Source organism: Allobrachymonas wangyanguii (genome assembly GCF_045055315.1).
Lineage (GTDB): Bacteria > Pseudomonadota > Gammaproteobacteria > Burkholderiales > Burkholderiaceae_C > Brachymonas > Brachymonas wangyanguii.
Genome location: NZ_CP173677.1, coordinates 307,232 through 323,925 on the forward strand (window position 1 = coordinate 307,232; position 16,694 = coordinate 323,925).

The following is a 16,694-nucleotide window of genomic DNA, read 5'->3' on the forward strand; positions in this document are numbered from 1 at the left end:
GGGAATCGGTCATGGCTTGCTTACTTCCAGGGGCGGTGGTAGGCGCCCAGCGTCTGCTGCTGGCCTTCGGAGACGTCGGCCAGTGCCGTCATCCAGTTCGAGCGCGGCGTGTACAGGTGCGGGTTGTCGTGGCAGTGGTCCAGCGCCTCGCGCAGGACTTGCGTCACCTGGCCGACATAGGCCGGGCTGCGCTGGCGGCCTTCGATCTTGATGGCGCGCACGCCCATGCGGTAGAGCTGCGGCAGGATGCTCAGCGTGTTCAGGCTGGTCGGCTCCTCGATCGCGTAGTAGCCGTTCTCGTTGCGCAGCTCGCCGACGTCGAAGCGGCCCTTGCACAGCGTCGGATAGCCGGCGCTTTCGCCTTCGGCATAGCGGTCGATCAGCACGCCGTTCAGGCGCGCTTCCAGCCCCTTGGGGGTTTCCTGCCAGCGCACTGCCTTGGCCGGCGAACAGACGCCCTGCATGTTCGGCGCTTCGCCGGTGGCGTAGGACGACAGCTGGCAGCGGCCTTCCACCATCACGCACAGGCTGCCAAAACCGAACACCTCGATCTCGACCGGGGTCTTGTCGATCAGCTGCTCGACCTGCGTCAGCGACAGCACGCGTGGCAGCACGGCACGCGAGATGCCGAATTGCTCGTGGTAGAAATTGATGGCGGCGGCATGCGTGGCCGAGCCCTGCACCGACAGGTGCAGGCGCACCTGCGGATGGCGGCGTGCGGTGTACTGCATCAGGCCGGGATCGGCCATGATGATGGCGTCGATGCCCATGTCGGCGGCGCGATCAACCGCGCCACGCCAGACATCGACCGATTCGCTGCGGGCGTAGGTGTTCAGTGCCAGCAGCACCTTGCGGCCACGTGCATGGGTATACTCGATGCCGCTGGCGATGGCCTTGTTGTCAAAATTCAGCCCGGCAAAGTTGCGGGCGTTGGTGGCGTCCCTGAAACCCAGGTAGACGCAGTCGGCACCGTGGTCAACCGCCTGCTTCAGTGCAGGCAGGCTGCCGGCGGGGCAGACCAGTTCCATCGGCGGCCGCGCCGTGTCGACGGCCTGTCCGGAGGCGTGGGCGGTCATGGCAGATCAGGCCCCGGCTCACTTGCGCAGGAAGTCGATCACCACGCCGTCCATGTCGCGCTGCAGGTAGCTGATCTGGATGCCCTGGTCGCCGTAGCGGTCGATCATCTGGCGCAGCAGCGGAATCGGATCGTGGTCGTTCACGAAGCGCATGGTTTCGCCGGGCTGCAGGGAGTCCAGCGCGCCAAAGATGGCGGCATGGCGGAAGCGCTTGGCTACGCCGCGCGCATCAAAGCCATAGATGGCATCGGTACGCGAATGGTCGTGCGGCATGCCGACGGGTTGCAGGGGAATGGTGGCCATCGGGGAATCTCCAGGTTGGGAAGGCGGAAGGGAGATTCTTATCCGATAAAAATAGTGGGGCTTTGACCTGGCGCAAACATGTCCATCCGGGGGAACTGGCCACCCTTCCGGCGGGGGAGGCGTTTCAGGCCAGTTCCAGCTGCTGCAGCACGGCGCGGCCATAGCGTTCCAGCTTGGCCTCGCCCACGCCGCTGATGCCGCTCAGCGCGTCCAGCGTATCGGGGCAGGCCTCGGCAATGGCGGCCAGCACGCTGTCGTGGAAGATCACATAGGCCGGCACGCCATGCTCGCGCGCGGTCTCGGCACGCCAGCGCTTGAGCGCGTCAAAGCGCTGGCGGCCGGCATCGTCAAGTTGCGCGGCCAGCACGCTGAGCTTGCTGCTGCCACTGTGTGTAGTGCCGGAGGCGCGGCGGCGCGCACTTGGCGTGACCAGATGGCGCAGCAGCACCGGCTGTTCGCCACGCAGGATCGGGCGCGCCACCGGCGTCAGGTGCAGGGTGTTGAAGCGGCTGGCATCGACCAGCAGCGCACCGGTGGCAACCAGCTGGCGCAGTACGGTGCGCAGCTCGGCCTCGCTGGCGCCACGCGCCAGGCCGAAGGTGCTGAGCGTGTCGTGGCCATACTGCTTGACCTTGTCGGTATCGCGGCCGCGCAGCACGTCCATCACCTGGCCGGCACCAAAGCCGAAGCCGGATTTTTCCTGCAGCCGGAACACGGTGGAGAGCAGCTTGCGCGCCAGCTCGGTCGCGTCCCAGACATCGGGCGGATTCAGGCAGTTGTCGCAGTTGCCGCAGGGCCGGGATGGCTCGCCAAAATAGGCCAGCAGGCGCACGCGACGGCAGTCGATGGCTTCGGCCAGCGCCAGCAGCGCGTCCAGCTTGCCGGTCTGCACCTGCTTGAACTGGTCGTCGGCCGGGCTGTCATCAATCATGCGGCGCTGGTTGACCACGTCCTGCAGGCCATAGGCCATCCAGGCGTGCGAGGGCAGGCCGTCACGGCCGGCGCGGCCGGTTTCCTGGTAGTAGCTCTCGATATTGCGCGGCAGGTCCAGGTGCGCCACGAAGCGCACATCGGGCTTGTCGATGCCCATGCCGAAGGCGATGGTGGCCACCATCACCACGCCTTCCTCGCGCAGGAAGCGGTCCTGGTTGGCCTGGCGCTGGCTGGCGTCCATGCCGGCGTGGTAGGGCATGGCATCAATGCCTTCGCGCACCAGTGCCTCGGCGACTTCTTCCACGCGCTTGCGCGACAGGCAGTAGACGACGCCGGCATCGCCTTCGTGCTCGTCCTCGATAAAGCGCTTGAGCTGGGCCAGCGCATCGCGTTTCTCGACGATGGTGTAGCGGATATTCGGGCGGTCAAAGCTGCTGACAAAGGATTCGGCTTGTTCCAGCTGCAAGCGCTCGGCGATGTCCTGGCGCGTCAGATGATCGGCCGTGGCGGTGAGCGCGATGCGCGGCACGCCGGGAAACTGCTGCGGCAGGATATCGAGCTGGCGGTATTCGGGGCGGAAGTCGTGGCCCCACTGGCTGACACAGTGCGCCTCGTCAATCGCAAACAGCGCCAGTTGCTGGCGCTGGTAGAGCCGCTGCAGCAGATCCAGGAAGCGCGGCGTGGTCAGGCGTTCCGGCGCCACATACAGCATGGTGAGCCGGCCGGTGAGCAGATCCTGTTCGACCTGGCGTGCCTGCTCCAGGCTGAGCGTGGAGTTGAGGTAGGCGGCGGCAACACCGGCTTCCTGCAGCGCATAGACCTGGTCGTGCATCAGCGCCACCAGCGGCGAGACGACGATGCTGCAGCCCAGTCCCTGGCGCTGCCGCACGATGGCCGGGATCTGGTAGCAGAGCGACTTGCCGCCGCCGGTGGGCATCAGCACCAGCGCATCGTCGCCGCTGCTGACACGTTCGATGATGGCCTGCTGCTGGCCGCGAAAGGCCGGGTAGCCGAAGACCTGCTGGAGTACCTGCAGGGGGGAGGAGGCAAGGGAAGCGTCAGGCATCGTGCGGTAAAAATGAATACCTGCGCATTATATCTGTCGCTGCCTGCCCCCATGAAAAAACCGCCAGTCCCTGCGGATCTGGCGGTGCTGCGGCAAGCCGGTCCGGCTTACTTGCGGCGCGCTGCCTGGTACAGCGGCATCACCTGCGGCAGCGCGGCCTGGATGCGCGCGGTGCGGTCAGATGCGCTCGGGTGGGTCGAGAAGAAGGCCGAGCCCTGGCCGGCGCCGTTGGCGGCCATCTTCTGCCACAGCGTCAGTGCAGCGGACGGGTTATAGCCAGCACGCGCGGCCAGTTCCAGGCCGAACACGTCCGCCTCGGTTTCCATGGTGCGCGAGTAGGGCAGGTCCAGCGCCAGCTGCTTGGCAATGCCGGCCACGTCCATCATGCTGCCGCTCAAGCCGAGCAGCGAACCGCCGATGGACAGCGCCATGTCACCGGCCATCTGCTGCGATACCTGTTCGCGCGAGTGTTCGCGCAGGGCGTGTGCCATTTCGTGGCCGATCACGGCCGCCAGCTCGTCATCGGTCAGGTTCAGCTTCTGGTACAGGCCGGTATAGACCGTGACCTTGCCGCCTGGCATCACGTTGGCGTTGACATCGTTGTTGCGGATCAGCGCCAGATCCCAGTTCCAGCGTGCCGCATCGGGGCGGAAGTGGGCGACCTGGGTGGACAGGCGACGCATGATGTTGACCACGCGGTTGTAATCGGCACCGCTGCTGATCAGCACGCCCTTGGACTGGGCGGCGCTCTTGCGCTGGTTGAAGGCCTGTTGCGAGGCCTGCACCATCTCGGCTTCGGACACCAGCAGCAGCTGCGAGCGGTTGCTGCCGGTGACGGAACCGGTGGTGGAGGTGGCACAGCCGGCGAGGGTGGCGGTGACGGCAACGGCGACGGCAGCGCGGCGTGCCATGGTGATCAGAGGCTTCTTGGACATATGGGATCTCCCTGTGTTCTGGTGGCAGCCTGGCAACAGGCCGGCTGCACGGATCTGACGTTTCGGATGTTAGACCAAATTGCCGGAAGCAGTTCCGCTTGGCCTGTAAACAATCGTCAGCCGTGAAAAAGTATCGCTGTGGACGCCTGTCTTGAAAATCGGACGCCTTGCCCTACCTGTGTAGGACAGATTCCAACCTGTTGATTTTTCATTCCAACAAGACCACCAAGACAAGCATGAGTACCCATCAACACGCATTCCAGGCCGAAGTCGCACAACTGCTGCATCTGGTCACCCACTCCCTGTATTCCAACCCCGACATCTTCGTGCGCGAGCTGATCAGCAACGCGTCCGATGCCAGCGACAAGCTGCGTTTCGAGGCGCTGGAGCAGCCCGAACTGTACGAAGGTGATGCCACGCTGCAAGTGCATGTGGCGATCGACAAGGCGGCCAAGACGATCACCTTTACCGATAACGGCATCGGCATGAGCGAGCAGGAGGCGATCGACCACCTGGGTACGATTGCCAAGAGCGGCACCAAGGACTTTGTCAGCCGCCTGACCGGCGACCAGAAGACCGATTCGCAGCTGATCGGCCAGTTTGGCGTGGGCTTTTATTCCGGCTTTATCGTGGCCGACAAGATCACGGTGGAAAGCCGCCGCGCCGGCCTGCCGGCGGAGCAGGGCGTGCGCTGGATCAGCGGCGGCACCGGCGAATTCACCACCGAGACCATCACGCGCGAGCAGCGCGGCACCAGCATCACGCTGCACCTGCGCGAGGACCAGCTGGACTACCTGAACGGCTACAAGCTCAAGAGCATCATCGCGCAGTACTCCGACCACATCAGCCTGCCGATCATGATGCCCAAGGAAGAGTGGAAAGAGGGCGAGGACGGCCAGCCCGGCGACATGGTGCAGACCGGCGAATGGGAGCAGGTCAACGAGGCCCAGGCGCTGTGGACGCGCAACAAGAAGGACCTGACGCCCGAGCAGTACAACACCTTCTACCAGCAGCTGGCGCATGATTTCGAGGATCCGCTGGCCTACAGCCACAACCGTGTCGAAGGCAATACCGAGTACACGCAGCTGCTGTATATCCCGGCGCACGCTCCGTTCGACCTGTACCAGCGCGACAGCCAGCATGGCCTCAAGCTCTATGTGCGCCGCGTCTTCATCATGGACAAGGCCGAGGCGCTGCTGCCGCAGTACCTGCGCTTCGTGAAGGGCGTGGTCGATGCCTCCGACCTGCCGCTGAACGTCAGCCGCGAGCTGCTGCAGGAAAGCCGCGACATCCGCTCGATCCGCGAAGGCAACACGCGCCGCGTGCTATCCATGCTGGAAGATCTGGCCAGCCAGCAGGCGACGCCGCCGGAAAGCCAGGAAGGCAAGATCGATATCGGCAGCGGTGAAGCCGTGCCGGCGCCGGAACCGGTCGAGACCGAAGACGGCATCACCGATGTGCAGGACAAGTCCGAAGCCGCTCCGGCCGCAGAAACTGCCGCCGCCTTTGCCGAACAGGCCAGCGGCCACGGCAAGTACGCGCGCTTCTATGCCGAATTTGGTGCCGTGCTCAAGGAGGGGCTGGGCGAGGACAGCAAGAACCGTGACCGCATCGCCAAGCTGCTGCGCTTTGCCAGCACCACCACCGACAGCGTGAGCGTCAGCCTGGCCGATTACAAGTCCCGCATGCAGGAGGGCCAGCAGGCGATCTACTACATCACCGCCGAAAATCAGGCCGCTGCCAGCAACAGCCCGCAGCTCGAACTGTTCCGCAAGAAGGGCATCGAGGTGCTGCTGATGACGGATCGCGTTGACGAGTGGGCGCTGGGTTATCTGACCGAATTTGATGGTACGCCGCTGCAAAGCGTGGCCAAGGGGGCGGTGGATCTGGGTCAGCTGCAGGACGAGGACGAGAAAAAGGCTGCCGAAGCCGCCGAGGAAGCGGCCAAGCCGTTGCTGGAACAGCTCAAGCAGGCGTTGGCCGAAGTCGCCGAAGACGTGCGCAGCACCACGCGCCTGGTCGATTCCCCGGCCTGTCTGGTCTCCAGCGACAACGGCATGAGCATGCAGCTGGCACGCCTGCTCAAGCAGGCCGGCCAGCCGGTGCCGGACGTCAAGCCGGTGCTGGAAGTGAATCTGGAGCACGCCCTGATCCGGAAGCTGCAGGCAGCGCAGGAAGATGCCGGCCGCTTTGCCGATCTGGCCCGCATCGTGTTCGACCAGGCCCTGCTGGCCGAAGGCGGCATGCCGGCCGATCCGGCGGGCTATGTGAAGCGGGTGAATGCGCTGCTGGCATGAGTATGAGGGTCGCCTGAAGCGCTGAGCAACGGCCATCTGTGGAAGCATGGATGGCCGTTGTGCCGTGGCTGCCTGACTTGCTGAAGAAGTCCGCCGCATTTGTTGCAGAATGGCGCGCATGATGCCTTCCGCCGATCTGCCCGATGTCTTGCAGGCGATTCAGCTCGCCACCCGCAGCCACCAGCAACAGCACGCCTGTAACGCCCACACTTTCGAAGACGGCCCCGGTCTGTGGCAGCTGGTACAGCAGCACCAGCCGCGTCACATGCTGGAGCTGGGCACCGGCCTGGGCTACACTGCCTGCCTGATGGCGCTGGCCAGCCCGCAGGGGCAGGTGCTGACGCTCGAAGGCGATCCTGAACATGCCGCACTGGCACGCCAGCAGATCGCGGCGCTGGGGCTGCAGCAGCGCGTGCAGCTGCATGAAGGCTCGTTTGCCACCGTGATGCAGGCGCTGCAACTGCCGGCTGGCAGCCAGGACCTGGTGTTTTTTGATGGCAATATGCCGCCGCTGATTCTGGTGCAGCATTTCCACACGCTGCTGGCCCCCGGCGGCCTGCTGGTCTGCGCCAATATCGACCTGAACGGCCCGCTGGGCGCACGCCGGGTACGCGCCGAGCTGGCCGATGCGCAACGCTGGCAGCTGCTACCGCCGCTGGAATCCGGCCTGACGCGCGTGGCGCGCCGGCTACCTGCCCTGAGCCCCTGATAATCATCGCCATGGACTATTTCTCCCTTGCCCTCGATCTGGCCGAAAACGCGCTCACGCTGAGCAACCCGAATCCGCGTGTCGGCGCGGTCATCGTCGGCCAGGATGGCCGGATACTGGGCCAGGGCTACACCCAGCAGCGCGGCGGGCCGCATGCCGAGGTGATGGCCTTGCGCGATGCCGCCAGCCGCGACGCAGACGTGCGCGGCAGCACCTGTTACGTCACGCTGGAGCCCTGCTCGCACCATGGGCGCACGCCGCCGTGCTGTGACGCGCTGATCGCGGCAGGCGTCGGCCGGGTCTGCATCGCCCTGCGTGACCCGAACCCGCTGGTGGCGGGGCAGGGCATGGCGCGGCTGCAGGCCGCCGGCATCGCCGTGGAACTGGCGCCGGAACAGATCGCGGCACGCGCCCGCGAGCTGAATATCGGCTTTCTGCGTCGCATGCAGCATGGTCTGCCCTGGGTGCGACTCAAGACCGCCTCCTCACTCGATGGTCGGGTGGCGCTGGACCATGGCGACAGCCAGTGGATCACCGGCGAAGCGGCGCGTGCCGAGGTGCAGCACTGGCGCGCACGCGCCTGCGCCGTGCTCACCGGTATCGGCACGGTGCTGGCCGACAACCCGCTGCTGAACGTGCGTCTGCCCGGGGTGACGCGCCAGCCGCATCTGGTGATCGTCGATACGCAGCTGCGTACCCCGCCGGGCGCGCAACTGCTGCAGGTGCCGCAGCGCCGGGTGCTGATCGCCAGCGTGGAACAGGCCGATGCCGGCTGGCAGCAGCGCGCTGCCGCGCTGCAGGTTGCCGGTGCCGAACTGCTCTTGTTGCCGGCCGATGCCGCCGGTCGTCCCGATCTGGCGGCGCTGCTGCAAGAGCTGGGCCGGCTCGAAGTCAACGAGCTGCATGTCGAAGCGGGCGCACAGCTGGCGGGCGCCCTGCTGCAGCAGGGCCTGGTCGATGAGCTGATCGCCTATGTGGCACCGCTGCTGCTCGGGCCAGGTCAGCCGCTGGCCGTGCTGCCACCGTTGCAGCGCGTGGCCGATGCCGTGCGCTGGCGGCTGCATGCGTTGCAGGCGGTGGGTGACGATGTGCGCCTGCAACTGCGCCCGGCCTGACTCTGTGCACTTTCGCACAAGACAGCGATGGCCGCATGTCACATGGCATGACGGCGGGGAACGCTTGCGCTAGCATGGTATCCAAGGGGAACAGGGCCGCATCGGCCCGGGTTCCGTGCGAAAGGAAAGCGATATGAACAAGATCTGGCGCAAGATGCCTGCCGCGCTGGCAGCGGGTGCCGCCGTGCTGGCCCTGGGCGGCTGTGCCGGCAATGTGAACGGCTGGCCGGTACTCGGCGGCGTGAACATTGGCGTGGGCAGCGGCGGCGGCTGGGGCGGTGTCACCATGAGCACCCCGATCGGCAGCCCGACCAGCCCGGTCAGCGGGACCATCGGCCTGGGTCGAGGCAGCGGCGGCTGGGGCTGGGGCAGCGGCGTGGGGGTGGGTGTCTCCATGGGCGGCAGCACGGTGCTGAACCGCAGCGATGACAACGCGCCGGCAGACACCCTGCCGGCTCCGGCGGGTACCCCGGTGCAGCAGGCACCGGCCGGTGTCTGGAGTCCGGTGACACAGGGCGGCACGGCGCAGTCGCCGCAGGCCCAGGTGGTGAACGAGGCCCCGGAAGGTTCGGCTTTCCGCAACTGGCCCTGGGGCGTGCAGCGCGTCAGCCCCTGAACGGACTGCCGGCGCATGCAAAAGCCCGCCGGGCCTGAAGGCCGGGCGGGCGGGTTCTGACTGGCCGGCTGCCGTGGCAGCCAGCTGCAGCTTGGCCGATTACTTGCTGTAGTCGTACACGCCACGGCCGGTCTTGCGACCCAGGCGGCCAGCGGCCACGTATTCCTTCAGCAGGTAGCAGGGGCGGTACTTGCTGTCGCCCAGTTCCTTCAGGTACACCTCCATCACGGCCAGGCACACGTCCAGACCGATCAGGTCGGCCAGCGCCAGCGGGCCGATCGGGTGGTTGCAGCCCAGCTTCATGCCGGCATCGATGTCTTCTGCCGTGGCCAGGCCTTCGGCCAGCACGAAGAAAGCTTCGTTGATCATCGGCACCAGAATGCGGTTGACGACAAAGCCCGGGTTGTTCTTGACCGTGATCGGGGACTTGCCCAGCTTCTCGGCCAGCTCCTTGACGGCATCATGCGTCTCGTCGCTGGTCTGCACGCCACGGATCACTTCCACCAGCGCCATCATCGGCACCGGGTTGAAGAAGTGCATGCCCACGAACTTGTCGGCGCGACCGGTCTGGGCAGCCAGGTCGGTGATGGAAATGGAAGAGGTGTTGGTGGCGATGATGGCACCAGCCTGCACGGCCTCGTCGATCTGCTTCAGGATCTTGTTCTTGATTTCGTGGTTTTCGGTGGCGGCCTCGATCACCAGGTCCACGTCCTTCAGGTCGTCGTAGCTGGTGCTGCCCTTGACCAGCGCCAGGGCCTTGGCCTTGTCGTCTTCGGTCATCTTTTCTTTCTTGATCAGGCGATCCAGGCTGCCGGAGATGGTGGACAGGCCCTTCTGCACGGCGGCTTCGGAAATATCCACCATGACGACGCTGATACCGTTGACGGCGCAGGTCTGTGCAATGCCGTTACCCATGGTGCCGGCACCGACGATGCCTACTTTGCTGATGCTCATACTGATCTCCTGGAGAGTGTGAAGTCTGTCTGCCATCTTAACCCGCGTCCATGACGGGACTGTGAGCAGACGCCAAAAGGATGGTTGCCGTGCCATGACCGCAACCACGGGGAGGGCTGCCGCCACCCGTGTGTGCGGCAACCGGTAGCGGTTTCAGCCCTTGAGCTGGGCGCGCACGCTGCGGCGCTGTTCGATTTCCTGGCGCATGGCCTCGGCCGTGGCCTGGCCCTGCACCAGCGGACTGACAGCCGGGTAGGCCACGCTTTCTTCCAGCAGCATGTGGTCGGCATAGAGCTGGCAGAACAGGCGGGAGGTTTCCTGCAGCGAAGCGGCATTGAAGGAGGTAAAGCCCTCGACGGCAGCGGTCAGTTCGGGCTGGATGGACAGCCAGTTCTCCTCCAGCCAGCCGTGGTCCTGCTGCAGCAGGCGCGTCACGTGCATCAGCTCCTCGTCACCCGAGGCCAGCAGCGGCGGGAAAATGTGGCGCTCTTCATCCAGATGGTGTTCGCGCGCCTCGCGGCCCAGCCAGTCGCGCACGGCACGGGCCTCGGTGCGCAGCGGCAGCGTTGTGCCCTGTTCGGCCAGATCGTTCGCCAGCTGCGTCAGGCGTTGCAGCATGGCTGCAATCTGCTGGTGGCTATTGTCAAAAAGTCCCATGACGCCAGCCGGATCGGCGGCGGGGACAGGAGTCGGGGCATTCATGGTTCAGCCTCCTTGGCGGGTTGCGGCACATGTCCTGGCAGCGACGGCTGGCGATACCAGCCACCGTGCACAGTGGTCTCATTTTAACGCTGCACTGCAGCAAATGGTGCGCCGCCACAGGGCTTGTCTGATCCGGCGCAGGAAAATGTCACGCTTGCCGGCCAGCGCTTACTGGAATGCCACTTCCTGGAAGCTGCGCAGCTTGCGGCTGTGCAACTGGCCGGTGGCTCCGCTGCGCAGCAGCTCCAGTGCGCGCATGCCGATGCGCAGGTGCTGGTCGACGCGCTGGCGGTAGAAGTGGTTGGCCATGCCGGGCAGCTTGATCTCGCCGTGCAGCGGCTTGTCGCTGACACACAGCAGCGTGCCGTAGGGCACGCGGAAACGGAAGCCGTTGGCAGCCACGGTGGCGCTTTCCATGTCGATGGCGATGGCGCGGCTCTGGCTGAACCGCTGCACCGGCGCGTTGTGGCCTTCCAGCTCCCAGTTGCGGTTGTCAGTGGTGGCCACGGTGCCGGTGCGCAGGATCGCCTTCAGGCCGTCCTCCGGCAGTTCGGTGACTTCGGCCACCGCCTGCTGCAGCGCCTGCTGGATCTCGGCCAGCGCCGGCACCGGCACCCAGGCTGGCAGGTCGTGGTCCAGCACGTGGTCCTCGCGCACATAGCCGTGCGCCAGCACGTAGTCGCCGAGCTGCTGGCTGTTGCGCAGGCCGGCGCAGTGGCCCAGCATCAGCCAGGCATGCGGGCGCAGCACCGCCACATGGTCGGTCATGGTCTTGGCATTGCTCGGGCCGACACCGATATTCACCATGGTGATGCCGCTGTGGTCCGGCCCGACCAGGTGGTAGGCCGGCATCTGCGGCAGGCGCTGCGGATGGCTGCCCTGCACGAAGCCGTCCGGTGTCGGCAGGCTGGCGTGCTGCGTGATCACGTTGCCCGGCTCGACGAAGGCGGTGTAGCCGCTGCTGTCGTCCTGCATGGCGGCATGGCCCAGGCGGATGAACTCGTCGATATAGAACTGGTAGTTGGTGAACAGCACGAAGTTCTGGAAATGCGGTGCCGCAGTGCCGCTGTAGTGGCGCAGGCGCTGCAACGAGTAGTCCACGCGCGGCGCGGTAAACAGCGACAGCGGCAGCGCCTCGCCATGACGCGGCACATGGGTGCCGTTGGCAATCGCATCGTCCATGCTGGCCAGGTCCGGCCAGTCGAAAGTGGTGTGCATGCGCGCGCGCTGCGCCTCGTCCATGCTGCCTTCCATCTGCTCGCTCGGATCCAGCGCAAAGTGCAGCGGCAGCGGCTGGCTGCTGGTGCTGATGTCCAGCGGCGCCTGGTGGTTGTCCAGCAGGTGCTGGAACTGCGTGCGGTAGTAGCTGGCAAACAGCTGTGGATCGGTCAGCGTGGTCTCGAACACGCCGGCGTGCGCGACAAAACCGTAGGCCTGGCCCTGGCCGGCGCGCGGCTGGCGTGTCGGCTGTTGCGTGCGGATGCGTATCTGCGGGTAGTAGGCGCGTACCGGCTGCGGCAGGCTGCCGTCCTGCACGAACAGGCGAAACTGCTCGCGCAGGTGCTCCACCGCCTGCCGGTAGATCAGCTGCACCTGCTGCAGGGCGGCATCGGCATCGTCAAAGGATTGCGGCGCCACGAAGGGCGGCGTCAGGGGCTGGGTGGCAGCGTTCATCGGGCTCTCTCGTCACGGGTGATAGGCCCATTCTATAAAAGTGGCGTGGCGGCTGCGTGTCATTGGCGGGCTGGCCACAGGCACAAAAAAGGGCCTATGTCAAGCCCTTAGCGAAAAACGCCAAGGGGCCAAAAGCCTAAATGAGACAGGGAGTTAGCTCTGCTTCGAGCCGCTTTCCGAAGCTGCGGCCGTGTGGGCTAGGAGCCACATAGGAGCGTCGCGGTAGAGGGCCAAGTCGTGCTGCATCGGGCTGATCGCTAGCAGGCGCCATGCTTGTCGCTTAATCATAGTCCACTCGGACGTGGCGCTCCAGAATGAACCGCCCCGGGTTTCGAGGAGGCTGGTTGGTTTAAGTGGACACCTCTGCCAAGGTGTTGCTGTCGGCAAGTTGCCTCCAGTAGTTTGCCTCAGCTTCTGCCGGCGGGATACCCCCGATCGGCGTGAGCAGTCGGACGTGGTTGAACCAGTGCACCCATTGCAGGGTCGCCAGTTCCACGGCTTCCCTGGTCTTCCAGGGGCCCCGGCGATGAATCAGTTCGGCCTTGTATAGCCCGTTGATGGTCTCGGCCAGCGCGTTGTCGTAGCTGTCGCCTTTGCTTCCCACTGATGGCTGGATACCTGCCAGGCCCAGCCGCTCGGTGTAACGGATGCTGACGTACTGGCTGCCCCTGTCGCTGTGGTGCGTCAAGGCATGCGCTGCTGGCTGGCGCTCATACAGGGCCTGTTCCAGCGCATCGAGCACAAAGTCCGTGTGCATGCTGCGGCTGACACGCCAGCCCACGATGCGCCGGGCGTACACATCCACCACGAAGGCCACGTACAGCCAGCCCTGCCAGGTGCTGACGTACGTGAAGTCCGACACCCACAGCTCGTTGGGCCGGCTGGCCTTAAACAGCCGGTTGACATGGTCCAGCGGGCACGGCACTGATGTGTCCGGCGTGGTGGTGCGCATCGTCTTGCCTCTGCGTGCCCCCTTGCAAGCCCATGGTACGCATCAGCCGCTCGACTGTGCACCGCGCCACCCGGATGCCCTCGCGGTTCATCTGCAGCCAGACCTTGTCGGCGCCATAGACCTGCCAGTTGGCATGCCACACGCGCTGGATGTCGGCTTTCAAATGGTCGTCATGCTGGGCACGTGCGCTGCGCAGTTGCGGGTTGCGTTGCCGGGCCGCATGGCGCCAGTAACACGACGGGGCCATCTGCAGCACCCGGCAGATGGGCTCGACCCCGTAGTCATCGCGGTGGCGGTCGATATAGGCCTTCACTTCCTGAGCTGGCGGTCGAGCTCCGCCTGCGCGAAAAACGCACTGGCAGTTTTGAGGATCTCATTGGCACGGCGCAGCTCCTTGACTTCGCGCTCCAGTTCCTTGATGCGTCGCGCATCCGAGGTCGTGGTACCCGCACGCAGGCCAGCGTCGATCTCGGCTCTCTTGACCCAATCGTGCAGGGTTTGCGGCACACAGCCAATCTTCGGCGCAATCGATTCGATAGCTGCCCACAACGAAGGGTACTCGGCTCGATGCTCCTGCACCATGCGCACAGCGCGCTCGCGCACTTCCGGGGAAAACTTGTTGGACTTGTTCATGGCTCCATCTTCTCAAGAGTTGGGGCCTCCTCCAAACCCGGGGCGGTTCAGTTCAAACCGCACACCGGATTCCTAGATTCGGAGCCCAGGCTTTCGGCTGTTCGGTGCGGTTGGCACGAGGAACCCGGTTGGCCCTGTTGCCACCGTCTTTCCTGAGTTCATCGCCCGCGACGGTCAGGAGCCCACGGACGTGGGCCGTCAAGGAGAAAAGCGGCAGGTAGGTGCGGCCCGCAGGCGCAGCCGAGGACACGGCCTGGCGCGCCTTGATGGCACGCGGCCACGGGCTACAGTCGCGAGCAAGGTGAAGGAGTCAGGAGAGACGGCTGGACATGGCAACGGCCGCCGCGATGTGCAAACCGCACGCAAGCGAAGCGCGCAGGCCCGAAGCTGGAAGCCGGGCCGTAGGCGTCAGCCGAGCGGAGCGAGGGAACGATGTAAGCCCGAAGGGGGCGAGACGCCTCAGGCGGCTCGATGCGAAGCACGACAGCGCGGCCAGGCATTGCCTGGAGACGAAAAACCTTGACCAATCAAAAATTTAATCCTATGATAGGATTACTCAAATCCTGTATTGGAATTCAAATGGCGACAAAATATCCATCTATAGAGACTGTTGCACTTCGATTGGCCGTACTACTGAAGCGAACAGGAAAGACCCGGGCGCGCGTTAGCGATAAGACGTTACGAATCCTCTCGGGCCGCACTACGTTGCGGGATGCCTTCGTCATCAACATGCGTAGTGTCTTGGAAGAATATGGGGTCGTGGCTGTTCGCCTAGATCGCGGCGGATTCGCTCTGATTGCTACATCAGCCTTGGAAGGTGCTCCCCCAGCGCTAGTCAAAAATTTGATGCCAGACTTCAAGCGACTTACAGAAGAGGAGCTTTGGAATGAACTGGAGTTACCCGATGATGAAGTTAACGAGTAACACCATCATCCTTGAAGGACGCGTACCGATGACACTAGTGGCTAAAAACAAGCCTTCGTTAAACATCCCTCAGATCAATAAAAATCTGCAACAGAGCTCTTGAAATGTAAAAAACACCCCGCATATATCGAAAAAATATCCATTAGCTTGGTGGTTCATACTTATCGACTACGCCAACGGGGATGAAGCAATTGGTGCGCAGAACACTATGCGCGAAGACACAGAATCAATTGGGATCACTCATGACAAATTCCCTAATGCTGGCTTCAAGCCACATCCTCCTTGCTGGAAGCATCTCGAACACCACCGAGAATGAGCTCATAGACAGAGCGCACGCTTTTGTCGATACCCTTGTTGAGGAAGTCCTTAACGCTGGTGGCGGCTTCGTCATTTACGTCGCAGCCGAGCCGGTGAACGGAGATGGGAAGGCGCTGCTGTTCGACTGGACGGTTGCTAAAGCGGTAGACAGGTTAACGCCTGGCAACAGCTCTCATATCCGTCTAAAAATCGTAGCTTCGCACGAACGTCTTCAAGTCAAGGCGAATCCTGAGCAACGTAAGCTGCTCATGAGCATGGTCGCACGAGGGGTCGCAGAACTCGTCCCGTTAGAAGAGGACGTGCTGACAGGCGGCAATGTCGGCGATGAGCAAATTGAGCATGCTACTGCGATGGTGGCTCTAGGCGGCGGAAAGGGTGTACTGGATCGCGCACGCAAGATGACCAAGAGGCTTTTGCCTGTTCTGCCGCTTGATTTGCAGTTAGGTGCAAATAGCGAGGACGGTCTGGGTGCGCTTAGTGTTCTTAAGAATTTTCAGACCAACCCACTGACCTATATGCCGAATAGTGGCAATAAGGTTGTCAAATGTCTTCCCGCCCTTTCTTTGCAAGAGCCCGTACTTGCATTGTCAGAAATCAGCGCACGTATCGTAAAAATTTTCCATGAAGAAGAGCGAGCCAGGATTGATGCTCTTCCTCCTGATGTATTAGTGCTAACAGCTCTGGACGTGGAGTTGGCCGCCGCCAAGCAAGCTTTTGGTATTGCGGAGGATGCTGAACATACGACGACTGAGAACGGTCTTCACGTTTGGAAAGCCCCTGTTGCCAAGCGCGGTGGAAAGACGGCTAGCTGCGCTTTAGCTTGCTTTGCGGGTGCGGGCAACGTAGATGCAGCGTCAGTAACCACCATGCTGTTGAGTGATCTGAGACCTAGCAACGTGATGATGCTGGGCATTGCGGCTGGCCTGCGAGAAAAATGTGCGCTAGGAGAGGTAGTTCTGGCAGAACGTATCGTCGCCTATGAGGGCGCGGCACTTGTTGAAGGCGGCAAGAGTGAGACACGCCCAGAAATCACCAGGCTGACAATGCGTGTTCGCCAAGACGTTAGCTCCTATTTATCTAACAGGACGGGCCTTGAAACTCGCCTCTTGAAAAGCTACCAGGCTCTAGGTATTGAATTCCCCGAACAAGTTGATGCTGGCCCTGTCGCCAAAGGAGTTCTGCCGAAGACGGCCACGGTCGCCAGTGGTGAAAAGCTCCTTCGTGATCCAGAAAAGTTTCTAGGGATGCGAGAGATTCACGGAAAAATCGAAGTCGCTGAGATGGAAGGGGCGGGCTTATTTGCTGCATGCGCCAATTTCGGCAAACCAGTACTGATGGTGCGTGGTATTAGTGATTTCGGAGACTCGAAAAAAGACAATAGATTTCATCTACTGGCCGCACAAGCGGCAGCCGCAGTCACCGTCGATTACATTGCAAACGGCATGACATTGCAGGACTGAAAGAAGTCAATTTTTCTAATAAAAGTA

Annotated in this window: 13 protein-coding genes, 1 pseudogene and 1 other annotated feature; of the genes and pseudogenes, 6 read left to right on the forward strand and 8 right to left on the reverse strand. The window is 63.4% G+C overall.

Annotated elements, in window-relative coordinates; genetic code table 11:
- Positions 1-20 precede the first annotated feature (20 nt).
- The 4 genes from ACI3EV_RS01420 to ACI3EV_RS01435 form a co-directional block, all read right to left on the reverse strand.
- A complete protein-coding gene (locus tag ACI3EV_RS01420; RefSeq protein WP_337691942.1) occupies positions 21-1,076 on the reverse strand; it encodes a peptidase U32 family protein in 1,056 nt (351 codons plus the stop codon).
- 18 nt (positions 1,077-1,094) lie between these two features.
- Entirely contained in the window at positions 1,095-1,379 is a 285-nt protein-coding gene (locus ACI3EV_RS01425) for a DUF2249 domain-containing protein (protein ID WP_337691941.1), read from the reverse strand.
- A 124-nt stretch (positions 1,380-1,503) separates the two neighbouring features.
- Positions 1,504-3,378 carry a DNA helicase RecQ gene (gene recQ / locus ACI3EV_RS01430; protein ID WP_337691940.1) on the reverse strand — a complete coding sequence of 625 codons (1,875 nt, stop codon included), beginning with the start codon at positions 3,376-3,378 and terminating at the stop codon, positions 1,504-1,506.
- Positions 3,379-3,485: 107 nt separating this feature from the next.
- Positions 3,486-4,313, reverse strand: coding sequence for a M48 family metallopeptidase (locus ACI3EV_RS01435; RefSeq protein WP_337691939.1), 828 nt, complete (start codon positions 4,311-4,313; stop codon positions 3,486-3,488).
- A gap of 236 nt (positions 4,314-4,549) precedes the next feature.
- On the opposite strand from ACI3EV_RS01435, the gene htpG reads away from it, so the two are divergent.
- The 4 genes from htpG to ACI3EV_RS01455 all read left to right on the forward strand — a co-directional run bounded on the left by htpG (position 4,550) and on the right by ACI3EV_RS01455 (position 9,050).
- Positions 4,550-6,610: a molecular chaperone HtpG gene (htpG, locus tag ACI3EV_RS01440; RefSeq protein WP_337691938.1), complete on the forward strand. Its 2,061-nt coding sequence runs from the start codon at positions 4,550-4,552 to the stop codon at positions 6,608-6,610.
- 118 nt (positions 6,611-6,728) lie between these two features.
- Complete coding sequence (locus tag ACI3EV_RS01445; protein WP_337691937.1) at positions 6,729-7,319, forward strand: class I SAM-dependent methyltransferase; 591 nt, start codon at positions 6,729-6,731, stop codon at positions 7,317-7,319.
- Positions 7,320-7,330: 11 nt separating this feature from the next.
- On the forward strand, positions 7,331-8,434 hold the full coding sequence (gene ribD / locus ACI3EV_RS01450) for a bifunctional diaminohydroxyphosphoribosylaminopyrimidine deaminase/5-amino-6-(5-phosphoribosylamino)uracil reductase RibD (RefSeq protein ID WP_337691936.1): 1,104 nt from the start codon (positions 7,331-7,333) through the stop codon (positions 8,432-8,434).
- A 133-nt stretch (positions 8,435-8,567) separates the two neighbouring features.
- Positions 8,568-9,050, forward strand: a complete 483-nt coding sequence (locus ACI3EV_RS01455) for a hypothetical protein (protein WP_337691935.1) — start codon at positions 8,568-8,570, stop codon at positions 9,048-9,050.
- 99 nt (positions 9,051-9,149) lie between these two features.
- Here the strand turns inward: ACI3EV_RS01455 and ACI3EV_RS01460 are convergent, their stop codons facing one another.
- The 4 genes and pseudogenes from ACI3EV_RS01460 to ACI3EV_RS01475 all read right to left on the reverse strand — a co-directional run bounded on the left by ACI3EV_RS01460 (position 9,150) and on the right by ACI3EV_RS01475 (position 13,965).
- Positions 9,150-10,004: a 3-hydroxybutyryl-CoA dehydrogenase gene (locus tag ACI3EV_RS01460; protein ID WP_337691934.1), complete on the reverse strand. Its 855-nt coding sequence runs from the start codon at positions 10,002-10,004 to the stop codon at positions 9,150-9,152.
- 153 nt (positions 10,005-10,157) lie between these two features.
- Entirely contained in the window at positions 10,158-10,706 is a 549-nt protein-coding gene (locus tag ACI3EV_RS01465; protein WP_337691933.1) for a hemerythrin domain-containing protein, read from the reverse strand.
- A 168-nt stretch (positions 10,707-10,874) separates the two neighbouring features.
- Positions 10,875-12,380 (reverse strand): AMP nucleosidase, encoded by a 1,506-nt coding sequence (locus ACI3EV_RS01470; protein ID WP_337691932.1) that lies wholly within the window; start codon positions 12,378-12,380, stop codon positions 10,875-10,877.
- A gap of 349 nt (positions 12,381-12,729) precedes the next feature.
- Positions 12,730-13,965: pseudogene (locus ACI3EV_RS01475) on the reverse strand (IS3 family transposase).
- Positions 13,571-13,687: a sequence feature (AL1L pseudoknot), on the reverse strand. Its footprint overlaps the pseudogene before it by 117 nt.
- A 519-nt stretch (positions 13,966-14,484) precedes the next feature.
- On the opposite strand from ACI3EV_RS01475, the gene ACI3EV_RS01480 reads away from it, so the two are divergent.
- Positions 14,485-14,889: a hypothetical protein gene (locus tag ACI3EV_RS01480; protein ID WP_323580659.1), complete on the forward strand. Its 405-nt coding sequence runs from the start codon at positions 14,485-14,487 to the stop codon at positions 14,887-14,889.
- 242 nt (positions 14,890-15,131) lie between these two features.
- Entirely contained in the window at positions 15,132-16,667 is a 1,536-nt protein-coding gene (locus ACI3EV_RS01485; RefSeq protein WP_236207690.1) for a phosphorylase, read from the forward strand.
- Positions 16,668-16,694 lie beyond the last annotated feature (27 nt).